The sequence below is a fragment of the Psychrobacillus sp. NPDC093180 genome (assembly GCF_044754065.1).
GTDB lineage: Bacteria > Bacillota > Bacilli > Bacillales_A > Planococcaceae > Psychrobacillus.
Map to the genome: position 1 here is coordinate 94,062 of NZ_JBIVOJ010000011.1, position 14,153 is coordinate 108,214.

Annotated in this window: 11 protein-coding genes; all 11 read right to left on the bottom strand. The window is 40.2% G+C overall.

Annotated elements, in window-relative coordinates; all coding sequences use genetic code 11:
* Nucleotides 1-67: 67 nt before the first annotated feature.
* Nucleotides 68-1,438 (bottom strand): DNA repair protein RadA, encoded by a 1,371-nt coding sequence (gene radA / locus ACIP9W_RS16860; RefSeq protein ID WP_400791682.1) that lies wholly within the window; start codon nucleotides 1,436-1,438, stop codon nucleotides 68-70.
* Between the two features lie 165 nt (nucleotides 1,439-1,603).
* Nucleotides 1,604-4,054, bottom strand: coding sequence for an ATP-dependent Clp protease ATP-binding subunit (locus ACIP9W_RS16865; protein ID WP_282241563.1), 2,451 nt, complete (start codon nucleotides 4,052-4,054; stop codon nucleotides 1,604-1,606).
* Nucleotides 4,044-5,144, bottom strand: coding sequence for a protein-arginine kinase McsB (gene mcsB, locus ACIP9W_RS16870; RefSeq protein ID WP_400791685.1), 1,101 nt, complete (start codon nucleotides 5,142-5,144; stop codon nucleotides 4,044-4,046). Before mcsB ends, ACIP9W_RS16865 begins: the two co-directional genes overlap by 11 nt.
* Nucleotides 5,134-5,679 carry a UvrB/UvrC motif-containing protein gene (locus ACIP9W_RS16875; protein WP_282241564.1) on the bottom strand — a complete coding sequence of 182 codons (546 nt, stop codon included), beginning with the start codon at nucleotides 5,677-5,679 and terminating at the stop codon, nucleotides 5,134-5,136. The genes mcsB and ACIP9W_RS16875 overlap by 11 nt, the downstream gene beginning before the upstream one ends.
* A 21-nt stretch (nucleotides 5,680-5,700) precedes the next feature.
* The gene (locus ACIP9W_RS16880) at nucleotides 5,701-6,168 is read right to left on the bottom strand and encodes a CtsR family transcriptional regulator (protein ID WP_142538158.1); all 468 of its coding nucleotides are present in this window, start codon (nucleotides 6,166-6,168) and stop codon (nucleotides 5,701-5,703) included.
* 998 nt (nucleotides 6,169-7,166) lie between these two features.
* Nucleotides 7,167-8,222: a ribosome small subunit-dependent GTPase A gene (rsgA, locus tag ACIP9W_RS16885; protein ID WP_400791689.1), complete on the bottom strand. Its 1,056-nt coding sequence runs from the start codon at nucleotides 8,220-8,222 to the stop codon at nucleotides 7,167-7,169.
* 243 nt (nucleotides 8,223-8,465) lie between these two features.
* Nucleotides 8,466-9,428: an ABC transporter ATP-binding protein gene (locus ACIP9W_RS16890; RefSeq protein ID WP_282241567.1), complete on the bottom strand. Its 963-nt coding sequence runs from the start codon at nucleotides 9,426-9,428 to the stop codon at nucleotides 8,466-8,468.
* A gap of 11 nt (nucleotides 9,429-9,439) precedes the next feature.
* Nucleotides 9,440-10,363 carry a C40 family peptidase gene (locus ACIP9W_RS16895; RefSeq protein ID WP_400791691.1) on the bottom strand — a complete coding sequence of 308 codons (924 nt, stop codon included), beginning with the start codon at nucleotides 10,361-10,363 and terminating at the stop codon, nucleotides 9,440-9,442.
* An 11-nt stretch (nucleotides 10,364-10,374) separates the two neighbouring features.
* The gene (locus tag ACIP9W_RS16900) at nucleotides 10,375-11,457 is read right to left on the bottom strand and encodes a mandelate racemase/muconate lactonizing enzyme family protein (RefSeq protein WP_400791693.1); all 1,083 of its coding nucleotides are present in this window, start codon (nucleotides 11,455-11,457) and stop codon (nucleotides 10,375-10,377) included.
* A gap of 14 nt (nucleotides 11,458-11,471) precedes the next feature.
* Nucleotides 11,472-12,395 carry a S66 peptidase family protein gene (locus tag ACIP9W_RS16905; RefSeq protein WP_400791695.1) on the bottom strand — a complete coding sequence of 308 codons (924 nt, stop codon included), beginning with the start codon at nucleotides 12,393-12,395 and terminating at the stop codon, nucleotides 11,472-11,474.
* A 61-nt stretch (nucleotides 12,396-12,456) separates the two neighbouring features.
* Nucleotides 12,457-14,112, bottom strand: coding sequence for a peptide ABC transporter substrate-binding protein (locus ACIP9W_RS16910; protein WP_400791698.1), 1,656 nt, complete (start codon nucleotides 14,110-14,112; stop codon nucleotides 12,457-12,459).
* Nucleotides 14,113-14,153: the final 41 nt, after the last annotated feature.

Consider the following 14,153-nt stretch of genomic DNA (forward strand, 5'->3'; position numbering starts at 1 on the left):
TATTATACTTCTTGCGGTCTTACTACGTCTATTAAGACCACAAGGAGTATGTCTTTAAGTCTTAAACTTAAGAAAATGCTTCTTTCATTGCTTCATTTACAGATTCTATACCTATAACCTGAATTCCTTTTGGATAATCCCATCCACCTATATTAGACGCCGGAACTATCGCTCGTTTGAACCCTAACTTTGCCGCTTCCTGCACACGTTGTTCAATTCTAGAGACTCTTCGGACTTCTCCTGTTAACCCTACTTCTCCTATAAAACAATCGGTAGGAGTTACACCTGTATCCCGAAAACTGGATACGATACTTACTAGGACGGATAAATCGATCGCAGGTTCGTCTAGTTTTACTCCACCCGCAACTTTTATATATGCATCTTGTGTTTGAAGCAACAATCCCATACGTTTTTCTAGCACCGCCATAAGTAATGACACGCGGTTCTGATCAATTCCGGTTGCCATTCGTTTCGGGTAGTTAAAACTGGATTGTGTTACAAGCGCTTGTATCTCAACTAAAATCGGCCTTGTCCCTTCCATCGAGGCAACAATTGCCGAACCTGCAGCACCATGCGAACGTTCTTGTAGGAATAATTCAGAGGGATTTAACACTTCTTTTAATCCTTGCTGCACCATTTCGAAGATTGCTATTTCGTTAGTGGAACCGAAGCGATTTTTTTGAGACCTTAAAATTCTATACGTATGATGGCGTTCTCCTTCAAAATATAAAACGGTATCTACCATATGTTCAAGTATACGGGGACCTGCAATTTGTCCTTCTTTCGTTACATGTCCAACTAAAAAGATAGCGACGTTTTTAGTCTTGGCAATACGCATTAGTTCAGCTGTACATTCTCGTACCTGAGAGACACTTCCTGGAGCACTTGTTACTTCCGGGTGGTGCACCGTCTGAATAGAATCCACAATCACAAACTTGGGTTCTACACTATCGATTGTTTCGTTGATCAATTCTAAATTCGTTTCCGAATAAATATATAGTTCCGCCGAGGTAACCCCTAAACGTTCTGCACGAAGTTTTGTTTGGCGGATAGATTCTTCACCAGAGATATATAAAACTCGCTCTCCTTTATTCGCAAGTAAGGCTGAAACTTGCAAAAGAAGTGTCGACTTCCCAATACCCGGATCTCCACCTATTAACACAAGGGAGCCAGGTACTATACCACCACCAAGCACACGATTTAACTCACCAAAGTCGGTTGCTACTCGAGGTTCCTCCACAGTTTCCACTGCAATAATCGGTGTTGCTTTTTGCACTACGCCTGTAGAATGCTGAAAAGTCCGTTTAGGACCTTTCGATACGATTTCCACTTCTTCCACCATCGTATTCCATTCACCGCATCCTGGACATCTTCCCATCCATTTAGCAGCCTCATAACCGCAAGCATTGCACATAAATTTCGTTTTTTTCTTCGCCATGGTACCTCCTATGTAAAAAGCACAAGCGCCTAGTTGTCTCCGACAGGTAAATGAGAATGTGATAGGTCTGCAAAATACGCCATATCCTGGAGCAAAGCGCTGGCGCTAGATTGATACTGAGTAAAAAAAGGGCATTCCGTCCTTAGGGTTGGAATGCCCGCAATATTATTTTTCTGCTGCTACCGCCGCTTTTGTACGTACAACAAATTCATCATTTTCTACATCAAACACGACATGTTGCCCTGCTAAGACTTCCCCTTTTAATAACTCTTCAGAAAGTCGGTCTTCTACGTGTTTTTGTAGTGCTCTACGCAATGGACGTGCACCGTAAGCCGGATCGAATCCTTCTGTTGTAATTTTCTCTTGAGCTGCTTCTGTAAGCTCAAGTTCTATTCCTTGTTCTTTTAAGCGTTTAGCTAATTGTTCCGTCATTAGTGAAACAATTTGTTTTAAATGTTCTTTTTCTAGAGAGTGGAAGACAATCATTTCATCTAAACGGTTTAAGAATTCAGGACGGAATGCTTTTTTCAATTCTTCTAGCATTTTGCCCTTCATGTCTTTATAATCCGTTTTTCCAGCTTCTTGTAGGTTAAATCCAACATGTTTATTGTATTTAAGTGCATCCGCTCCTACGTTAGAGGTCATAATGACAACTGTGTTGCGGAAATCTACTGTACGTCCTTTAGAATCAGTTAGTCGACCATCTTCTAAAACTTGCAAGAGAATATTAAACACATCTGGATGTGCTTTCTCTATTTCATCTAACAAGATAACTGAATAAGGTTTACGACGTACTTTTTCTGTTAACTGTCCGCCATCATCAAATCCAACATAACCTGGAGGAGACCCTACTAGACGTGAAGTCGAGTGTTTTTCCATATACTCGGACATATCTACACGAATCATCGCGTCTTCATCGCCAAACATTACTTCAGCAAGCGCACGTGCAAGTTCTGTTTTACCTACACCAGTAGGTCCAAGAAAAATAAAGGAACCAATTGGTCGTTTAGGGTCTTTTAAACCTGCACGAGCTCGGCGAATTGCTCGAGAAATCGCATCTACAGCTTCCGCTTGACCGATTACTCGTTCATGCAGTTTTTCTTCTAGCTTTAATAACTTTTCAGATTCAGTTTGCGCTAGCTTAGAAACAGGTACTCCCGTCCACATAGAAACAACTGCCGCAATATCTTCTACCGTTACTTCTGACTCTTCTTTTCCTTGTTTTTCTTTCCAGTCATTCTTCATTTTTTCTAGCTCGTCTTTAAGCTTTTGTTCTTTGTCGCGGAATGATGCAGCTTTTTCAAATTCTTGGCTTTGAACAGCAGCGTTTTTCTCTGAACGAATTGCTTCTAACTTTGCCTCCAATTCTTTTAAATTAGGAGGTGTTGTGTAAGAACGTAGTCTTACTTTTGAACCTGCCTCATCGATTAAATCGATTGCTTTATCTGGTAAGAAACGATCCGAGATATAACGGTCGGACATTTTAACTGCCGCTTCTACCGCTTCGTCTGTAATTTTCACACGGTGATGGGCTTCATAACGATCACGTAAGCCGTATATAATTTGAATCGCTTCAGCGACTGATGGTTCATCCACTTGGATCGGTTGGAAACGACGCTCTAACGCAGCGTCTTTCTCAATGTATTTTCGATATTCATCTAATGTTGTCGCACCAATACATTGAATTTCCCCACGTGCAAGTGCTGGTTTTAAAATGTTCGATGCATCTATTGCACCTTCTGCTCCACCTGCCCCAATTAATGTATGAAGCTCATCTATGAATAGAATCACATTTCCAGCCTGGCGAATTTCATCCATTACTTTTTTCAAGCGATCCTCAAATTCACCGCGATATTTAGTTCCAGCAACCACTGTTCCCATATCAAGTGTCATTACTCGCTTATCTCGCAAGATTTCCGGGACTTCATTTTGGATAATTTGCTGAGCAAGACCTTCTGCGATTGCTGTTTTACCAACACCAGGTTCTCCTATTAAAACAGGGTTATTTTTTGTTCGGCGCGCTAGGATCTCAATAACACGTGTAATTTCTTTACTACGCCCCACTACCGGATCTAGTGTACCTTCTCTAGCAATTTGAGTTAAATCACGTGCTAATCCATCGAGCGTAGGAGTACTTGCCGGAGCAGCACTATTATTCGCATTACCATGAGATTGATCGTTACTACCTAGTAATTGAAGAACTTGTTGGCGAGCTTTGTTTAGACTAACACCTGCATTATTTAAAACTCTTGCCGCCACTCCTTCTCCTTCTCGGATCAATGCTAACAATAAATGCTCTGTACCTATATAGGAGTGTCCCAGTTTGCGAGACTCGTCTACGGAAAGCTCAATTACTTTTTTCGCACGTGGTGTGTAGTTGACGATTGGACCAACTTCTTCTGCGCCAGTTCCAACTAGCTCTTCAATTCCCACTTCAATCACTTTTGTATCTACTTCAATCGCTTCTAATGCTTTTGCAGCTATACCACTGCCTTCACGGATTAAACCAAGCAATATATGTTCTGTGCCGATAGATTCGTGCTTTAAGCGAATTGCTTCTTCTTGCGCTAATTGTAAAACTTTTTGCGACCTTTGTGTGAATCGATTAAACATCATATGAGTTCTCTCCTTTTGTTTTCGTTTTTTCTCCCTTTTGCAACCTTTCCCTTAGCAACTTTGCTCGAAACAAATCTCGTTCAGAAGTATTTAAAGTCGTTCCGGCATATTGTTGTAAAAATCCTGGTTGCATAAAGACCATACATTCATTCAAGATAGTCTCATCTACATCTTCAATAAGTCCCATATCTATCCCTAAACGCACATCGGACAGACACTTTGCTGCCTCTTCCGTGGTCATAATACGTGCGTACGATAAGGTTCCTAAAGAACGATATAACCGATCCTCTAGTGTATTGGCTGAATGCTTTAAAAGTGCATTTCTTGCTTCTCTTTCTTTTTGAATAATTTGTTCGGCAATGCTTTGAAGATCGGCAATTATGTCTTCCTCCGTTTTACCAAGAGTTGTTTGATTGGATACTTGGTATACATTCCCGAGCGCTTCACTGCCTTCCCCGTAAATACCCCTTACAACCATTCCTAATCTAGAGATAATTGTTACGATTCGGTTCATTTGTTTAGTTATCGTTAATGCTGGTAAATGCATCATAACGGATGCACGTAAACCAGTACCTGTATTAGTAGGACAGCTTGTTAAATAACCGAATTGCTCATCAAACGCATAAGATAGCTCTTTTTCTAAAACTCGATCAATCGTGTCTGCTTGCTTGTATGCTTCTTGAATTTGAAGACCTGGAAATAAGCATTGAATACGAATGTGGTCTTCCTCATTGACCATTACGCTAACAGCCTCATCATCAGATATAAGGGCTGAACCAGTCATCGGCGAATTTGCTAGCTTAGGACTGATTAAATGCTTTTCTACAAGGACTTGACGACTCAATTCAGACAAATCCTTTATTTGAATGGAGGAGAAGTTCATCTGTAGATCCTCATTCGCATCTAATAACGTAGCCGAAACGGATTGGTCAATTTTATGCGCTTCATCTTCTGTAAATGCAAGAGGAAATCGATATCCGTTTAAGTTTCTTGCTAGTCGAATTCTTGTACTCATGACAATATCGGAATGTTCTCCATCTCCTGCCATCCAACTAGAAATCGAGTTATCTAAAAAACGTTCAATCGACATGCGTTTCTTCACCTCCAGCGGCAAGTTTATCTTCTAGTTCCCTTACCTCATCCCTTAGCAAGGCGGCCTCTTCAAACTTTTCTGTTTCAATTGCTTCTTTCATTTGCAACCTTATTTCTTCAATTCGTTTTTTCACCGCTAATTTTTCGCCGAATGCACCAGGTGCTTTCCCGACATGTGTCACGTTTCCGTTATGTAAACGTTTAAATACGGTAGGTAATTGTTCTCGAAAACTGTTGTAACAAGAGGCGCAACCAAATTTCCCTTCATCTAAAAATCGTTGAATAGACCAACCACATGCTTCACATTCTAATGGAAGTTTTTTCTGCACTTGTTGCATTGGTTGTTGATCTGTATGATTGAACCAATTTGTTAATAATTGATGGAGAGATAATGGATCATGTTTATATTCCACATAAAACGGGTGGAGACTATTTGCACAGACCTCACAATAATGTCTTTCAAAGTGTTCACCGTTATGCACTTGCGTAACCGTTACTTTTGCAGGTCTTTGCTTACAATTTTCACAAATCACTTTTCAACACCCCGTTCATCTTCACTTTTTTTCATATTTTAAAGTAAGTAGCATTGCACATAGTATACGCGCTCTTAGCTCATCTCTTGCTGGCAGTGGAATAGCAAGTGTCGTTCGATTAAGGGCAGCTAAGATAAGTTTTGCTTCTCGATTAGAAATAACTTCTTCATCGATCAATCGGAATACAATATCTTCTGTTACCGTCTCAGATGCCCCTTTTTCTAGTCCTTGTATTATATGCTCAATCAAATCAGCTTTCGTATGCGCCCGCACGCGGAGGATTCGAATATATCCACCGCCACCACGTTTACTTTCCACTAAGTATCCGCGATCTTGGGTAAATCGAGTATTTATCACATAATTTATCTGAGATGGAACACACTGAAATTTTTCAGCAATTTCACTTCTTTTTATTTCAATTTGTCCCTTACTCTCTTCTTCTATAATGGACTTCAAATACCCTTCAATAATGTCAGATATATTTTTCACCTTCTCACCTCTTCTCGCAAACTGACTTTGACTAACTTTGACTATATTATAACGAGAAAATTATAGTTGTGCAATTGATACGATTCTTCCATCAGTGTTCCCGAATTTCTGAATAAAAAAACATGCATTGTCTTTAAATATGTCTTGTTTTTTCGACAGCTCTTTGTCGTACAGTATAGGGAAACTGCGAAGTAGGGAGTGGAAGAAAGTGACCACTTGGATTTAGCACGGCGGCGCTTCGCTTTCCGCGGGCGAGCGCCGAGCCGCTTCGTCGCGAGTGACTACAGGAGTCTCGTCTGCCCCGCTTTCCCGCAGGAGTCTCGGGCAGCCGCACTAAATCCCTCCAATTATGTAGTGACAGAATACGTTTATCCAAAAAATGGCTAAGGGCAATCAAAATCTGTTGAAAGCAACCAGTTGTAGTCTGAGAGCAACCAAACGAATGTTAAGAGCAACTAGTTGCCGTCTTACAGCAACCAAATTACCCCTGAGAGCAACCAATTTTTCATAAAACAAGTTAACTTGGAGTGAGACACCGATAATAATGGCGCATTATTGGGGACTTAACAAAAAGCATCGATTTTGTCGGCTTTGTCGTGTTCAAGGGCTAGTTTATCGCAGTCACAGTGGATATTGTCGCACTCCACCATTTATTGGATTTACCCAGTTTAGAAACTGTTTAATAGTTGGTTTTAGCAAGCCGATAATGAATAAACAAGCAGTTATTATAGATTTTCGCTGCTGGCGTCGACTCCTGCCGGATGAGGGAGCAAAATGAGACATTCCAACGACGCCCTAAGCGGAGGGAATGGCTCATCGCTCACCCGGCGGAAAGCGTACGACTGCAGTGAAAATCTAGCGGACAACTTCATCAACTAACTACGTCGCAATATCCCTAAACAACCACCTAACAGCAATTTCATAACTCTTAAAAGATAAAAAAACTACTAATCAAATGAATTAGTAGTCGGGTAATTTTAATTTATTCGTTGCAAGATTTATTTTTTCTTTTTGTAATTACTTCTTTGGGTTTTCGTAATTTGTTTCCACTTATCTCGCTCTACTTTTCGAGCGGCCACATCATTTTTTCGTTCAATGTGGGCAAGTTCTCTCATTAATTTTACATAGCTTTTATATCGTTCTTCTTTAATGGTCCCAGTGTATATAGCTTCTTGTATTGCACAACCTGGTTCTTTTTCATGCTTGCAATCTCGGAAACGACATCCTTCTGCTAGTTCCTCAATGTCTTTGAAACTTGCACTTACGCCCTCACTTGTGTCCCAAAGTTGAAATTCTCGCATCCCTGGGGTATCGATTAGTAACCCTCCACCCGGTAATAGGGTTAGCTCTCTATGCGTCGTTGTATGCCGGCCTTTGCTATCGTCTTCCCGAATACCATTAACAGCCATTACTTCTTCACCAGACAATGCATTGATCAAGGAAGACTTCCCTACTCCGGAAGATCCTAGTAGTGCACCTGTTTTACCTGCCGACAAAAGGTTCGCCAAGCTATCGATTCCTTCTCCTGTTACACTACTGACCGCGAATATATCAACACCAAAAGCAACAGATTCTACTTCACTTATATAGTATGCCAAGTCATCACATGCATCTTTTTTTGTCAATACAACTACAGGTGTTGCTCCAGAATCCCATGCTGCTAACAAGTAGCGCTCCAACCTGCGTACATTAAAGTCATTATTAAGGGACATGACAAGAAAGACGTAATCGACATTTACAGCGACTAACTGTATTTCAATTGTTGAACCGGCCACTTTTCTTGAGAACTGTGAGCTACGAGGAAGCACCTCATGGATAATCCCTTTTTCCTCTCCTGGCATTTGTTCTAGTTCAACCCAATCTCCAACGGCAGGAAATGCCTCCCGCCCATGATCAAATTTAAACTTTCCGGAAAGAGAACATAACCATTCTCCTTCGTTTGTTATTACTCGATATAAATGTTTATGCTCTAGTAGGACGCGCCCTGCGATACCACTACCTTGCTTTTTTTCTTCCCATTTATCATTCCAACCATATTGTTCGATTAAATTCAAATTTACTTCCTCCTAATTTTAGACAATAAAAAACCATGATTGCACGAATCAGCAATCATGGTTTCCCGGTCATTAGAAAAGAAGCATATCAAATAGAAAAGTATAAAAAACTATACTTTTTTAGATATATCTAGAGTGGGACATCATGATCTTACTGATTCGTGTACTAAAAATTAAATTTGCCATAATGCCTCACTCCTTTTCTTTAAGTTATTTTCAGAATACAATAAATTCTACTATATGTCAATTATACAAATGACATGCAACAAAATGTCCTGTCGCTTGTTCTTTCCATACAGGCTTTTTTTCTGCACAAATGGACATTGCATGTTCACAGCGTGTTCTAAAAACACAACCGGACGGTGGATTGATTGGACTAGGCAGCTCGCCATGCAATAGAATACGTTCACGTGATTCCTCGATATCTGGATCTGGAATCGGAATAGCGGATAATAATGCCTGTGTGTATGGATGTAATGGCTCCTCATATAACTGATTGCTCGTTGTAAGCTCTACCATGTGTCCTAGATACATTACTCCGATACGGTCAGAAATGTATTTCACCATTGATAGATCATGTGCAATAAATAAATACGTTAATCCTTTTTCTTTTTGCAATCGTTGCAAGAGCTTTACTACTTGCGCTTGAACGGAGACATCTAAAGCCGAGATTGGCTCATCCGCTATGATGAATTCAGGATCTAACGCGAGTGCACGAGCAATCCCTATGCGCTGTCTTTGCCCTCCTGAAAATTCATGGGGATAGCGGTTAGCATGATCTCTGTTGAGACCCACATCTTCCAATAACTCGTAAACTCTATTTTTCAATGCCTCTTTGGATTTATATAGTTTATGTACTTCCATTGGTTCCGCAATTATTTCGAGCACAGTTGAACGTGGATTTAGGGATGCATACGGATCTTGGAAAATCATTTGCATCTTTTTGAGATATTCTTTCCGCTCTTTATCATTCATTTCGTGTACATTTTTATCTTCAAATATAACGTTGCCTTGTGTTCTATTATACAATCCTAAAATTGTTCGTCCTGCAGTAGACTTCCCACAACCAGACTCTCCAACTAGACCAAACGTTTCCCCTTTTACAATGTCAAAACTGATGCCATCCACAGCTTTTAACGTTTCGCCATGCCCCAGTTCAAAATGTCGTCTTAAATCTTGTACGGATAAAAGAACCTTTTCTGCCATGTAAATCCCCCCTAAACGGCATATCTTCTTACTGCACAGATTTCTTTCTCAAGCTTAGAACCTTCTAACTCCATAATTTCAATCGTTTTTCCCGTAGAAGGAGAATGCAATAGTTGTCCATTTCCATAATAGAAGCCAACATGGCGAACTGGACCTGTCCCCTCATCATTAGCGAAAAATAGTAAATCCCCTTTTCTCCATGAAGCCATATCGTGTATTGAAATTTCTTCTCCACTTTTCGCCTGGTCACTAGCATCACGAGGAATCAAATATCCGCCTGCCTTTAGCATATTGTATGAAAATCCAGAACAATCATAGCCATAGGGAGACATTCCACCCCATAAATAAGGAAGATCTAAATATTGTTCTCCTAAAGCTACGACCTCTTCCGCTGATCTCTTTGAAAATTGTTCCATAGACATAGAAACATCTGCATATTTTTTTGGCAGTAATGCTTCTCCATGGGGAGTGTGAACGTAAAAGTAGAATGCATCTTCTGAAATAACCGGAAGTGTTGTATTAAATGGAACGATAAGTAACGGTTTCTTTTCTTTATCCCACAACTGCGCTTTCACAGCTGCTACACGCGCAATGCCAATTGGATTCAAACATTTTGACTTCTTTAATTGTTTTACTGGAACCCAGCCAGGATATCCACGAGAATCCTTTTTAGAAGGCTGCCATACCGCAATAATTTTCGCCCAATCCCCTTCTATTTTTTCTACCAGTACTGGCTCTCCGTAAAGAAGTTGCGTTTGTACTCGATTTTCATCACATAGAGCAAGTCGCTCATTATACGGCAGTGCCTCCAGCCAGTCAGCTAATAACACTGGGTTTGAAATCCCAGGCGCATCCAATTCTCTGGCCGAAGCCGGCTCCGTCCAAACAGTTGCTACTTTTACACAACAAACCCACTCATGCACTCCTGTTGTCATTTATAGACCCCCTATACGATCTCCAATCGTGAAATACCAAGTCCATGCTCTTTTGAAAACGTCATCTTACTTCCTTCGTAACAAACCCCACCAACAACTAGATCCTTTGCAAGCATAAGCGGTGCATCAAAATCAAAGAATTGAATATTTGGTTGACTAGCAGCGAAGTGAGCCGCCGCAGTAATTCCTATCTTTGTTTCAATCATACTTCCAACCATACATGCCACGCCATTTGCTTCAGCAAGCGCATTTATCTTTTTAGCATGATGAATACCACCGGATTTCATTAACTTAATATTAATCAAATCTGCAGCCCGCATTTCCAAAATCCTTTTAGCATCTATAACCGAAAATACACTTTCATCCGCCATAATTGGTGTATCTGTACGCTCTGTAACATATTTTAAGCCTTCTAGATCATGAGCAGGAACAGGTTGCTCGACAAACTCAATCCCTAGCCCAGCATCTTCCATTGCTCGAATTGCTTTAACTGCTTCTTTTGCATTCCACCCCTGGTTTGCATCAAGCCTTAGCTTCGGCTCGTTTCCAACTCGTTCTCTGATAGCCTGAATACGTGCAATATCTTCTTTCATATCACCTATACCAACTTTTACTTTTAAAACATGAAACCCATTCTTCACGTACCGCTCCGCGTCCTCAGCCATTTCATCTGGTGCATTCACACTTACCGTAAAATCGGTTTCCAATGTATCGCGATATCCTCCCAAATATTGATATAGAGGAAGTCCTGCTTGACGAGCGATTAGATCTTGTATAGCCATATCGACTGCCGCTTTAGCACTTGTATTTCTGACAAGCGATGCATTTATTTTTTGAAAAATATGTTCACTTTCGCAAAGGTTAAGCCCGATTAACTGTGGTGCTATTATGTCGTTAATCGCATACCGAATACTAGCCATGGAGTCTCCAGTAATTACATGAGTCGGAGGAGCTTCCCCATAACCTACCACTCCTTCACTACTCGTGATTTTCACATAAACGGAGTAAGCAGTAGTTACTGTCCGAAGAGCCGTTTTAAAAGGCTTAGTAAGCGGAATTGCTACGTCAAACGTTTCAATCGATTGAATATTCAATTGGTTAGCCTCCCTTATTCAACTCCCGGTAAGATAGTAAGTGTTAAGTTATCTGCATCGAGTACTGCTTCTGTTCCGAGCGGAACCGCAAAATGTGGTTCACAATGGCCTATTTTGAAGCCTTTTACTGCTGGTTTACCTAATTGACCTATATAGTGATCGAGCACTTCCTCTAATGACAATGAAATGGGACGTTTCTTTGGTTCTGCGTCTTTAAAATCTCCAATAACAAAACCAGCTGCTTCTTCTAGTTTTCCCGCTTGCCTTAGCTGGTTGAGCATTCCATCTACTCGGTAAGGCTCTTCCCCAATGTCTTCGATTAATAACAACTTACCTTTTGTATCCACTTCATACCTCGTTCCGATACCACTTGCAAGTAGAGATAGATTCCCTCCCGTTAACTCGCCTCTCGCGACACCTGTCGAAAGACTTTCTAAAGGGGTAATCGTTGCCGTATAGTGAAGTTCCATTGGTTCAAATAACTGCTGAAACATTTTCTTCGATAGATCAGAAAAAGTATCTTTTCCAACATCAGATGCCAGCATTGGTCCGTGGAAAGTAACGATTTCCGAGTAAATATTCATGCTTGTATGTAAAAAAGTAATATCGGAATAACCCCAAAAAATCTTTGGGCATTCATTCATTAATTGAAAATCTATTTTATCTGTATACCTAGCAGAACCATATCCTCCGCCTGCGCAAATAATCCCTGCTATATCAGGGTCTGCAAACATTTCATGCAAATCTTCTAAACGTTCTTCATCCGTGCCTGCTAGATAGCCATACACGTTTTCTACACTTTTCCCTATTTTATAAGACAATCCTAACTCCTCTAAAAAAGTTAAAGAACGCTTTAACTGTTCTAAGTTTGGTGGACTGGAGGGAGCAATAATTCCAATCGTGTCTCCTTGTCGTAATCGTTTAGGACGAATTTTCATAGTTATTTTCTCCTTTTTAATAAACAAAAGGGGCGGCACCTAAATAGGCACCGCTTCTTTTTTAGTTTTTATCAGCCCATTTTAAATCTAAGTAGCCTACTGGATGTCTTACAATGTCTGATACGGACGGTTTCTCTAATGCCACTTGGTTATAATAGTGAATTGGGAATACTGGCATCTCTTCCATTAACAATGCATCTGCTTCTATTAACATTTCCCAACGTTTTGATTGGTCAGTTTCGTTTTTAATATCTGTTATTAATTTATCATACTCCGCATTTGACCAAGTTGTACGGTTCATCGATGAACCAGTAATGAAACTTTCAAGTGCATTTACCGGATCCGCGTAGTCAAACAAGAAAGAAGAACGTGACAACTGGTACTTAAATTCTTTTTGCTCTGTCGCAAATACACTTGCTTCTACATTTTGAAGTGCTACATCTACATCTAACACTTCTTTAAATTTACTTTGTAATGCTTCTGCAATTTTCTTATGAGTATCACTTGTAGAATAAGTTAATGTTACTTCAGGTAATACCGTATACCCTTCTTCTTTCATACCTTCTGCTAATAATGCTTTTGCTTTATCTGCATCAAAACCAACAAGCTTTCCAGCAGTTTCTCTAAACTCTTTTCCATCAGGACCAATAAATCCATAAGGAACAAAGCCTTCTGCTGGTTTCTCACCATTTTTCGTTACGAAATCGACCATTTCCTGCTGGTTAACAGCATATGCAAACGCTTGACGGATTTTTTTGTTTGTAAATGGTTCCATAGAGACGTTGAATCGATAGAAATATAAACCTGCTTGGTCTTCATTCTTTAGTTCCGGGCTGTTCATCAAGCTTTCAGCAAGTTCAGATGGCACTGCCGATGTGTCTAACTCGCCTGTTTGATACATTTGATATTCTGTATTGGAGTCATTGATCATCGCCCACTCTACTTTGTCTAGCTTTACAGTTGACGCATCCCAATAATTCTCATTTTTTGCAAACGTAAAACTTACATCATGTTTCCAGTCAACTAATTTAAACGGACCATTTCCTACGAAAGTTTCTGCATCTGCGAACCAAGCAGAATTTTCTGTTGCTACTTTTTCATTAACCGGGAAGAAGCTTGGGTTCGTAATAATGTTTAAAAATGCTTCTGTTGGTGTATTTAGTTTCACTTCAAACACTTTATCTTGAACCGCTTTAATCGCTACAGCATCAGCTGTACCAGTCCCACTGTTGTATGCTTCTGCTCCTTCAATGAAATATGCTAGAAATGCTGCTGGAGATGCCGTTTCAGGATTTAACATGTGTAGCCATCCATACACAAAATCACTTGCTAATACTGGGTCTCCATTAGACCATTTTGCATCCTCACGAATAGTAAAGGTATACGTTAAACCATCATCGGATACGTCTATTTTCTCCGCTGTAGCGGGTTCTGCTAAATGATCTTTTGAAAGTCTAACTAACCCTTCCATAAGATTGTTCAATGCATTCCAAGACACAGCATCAAATCCTACGGATGGATCGAATGAGGTTGGTTCATTCCCATTATTTAAATATAGTACTTTTTCAGTTGGCGTTGCTTCTGTTTCCGTTCCCGTTTCCCCTTTGTCACCCTCTTTTTCTGTACTTGGTGCTTCTCCCGCATCTTTTGTAGCTGTACAAGCACTTAACACAAGTACAAATAACGCGACTACAAATAATGATAACCACTTTTTCATCTCAGTTCCCCCTTTGTATTGTCTATGTGAATGCACTATCG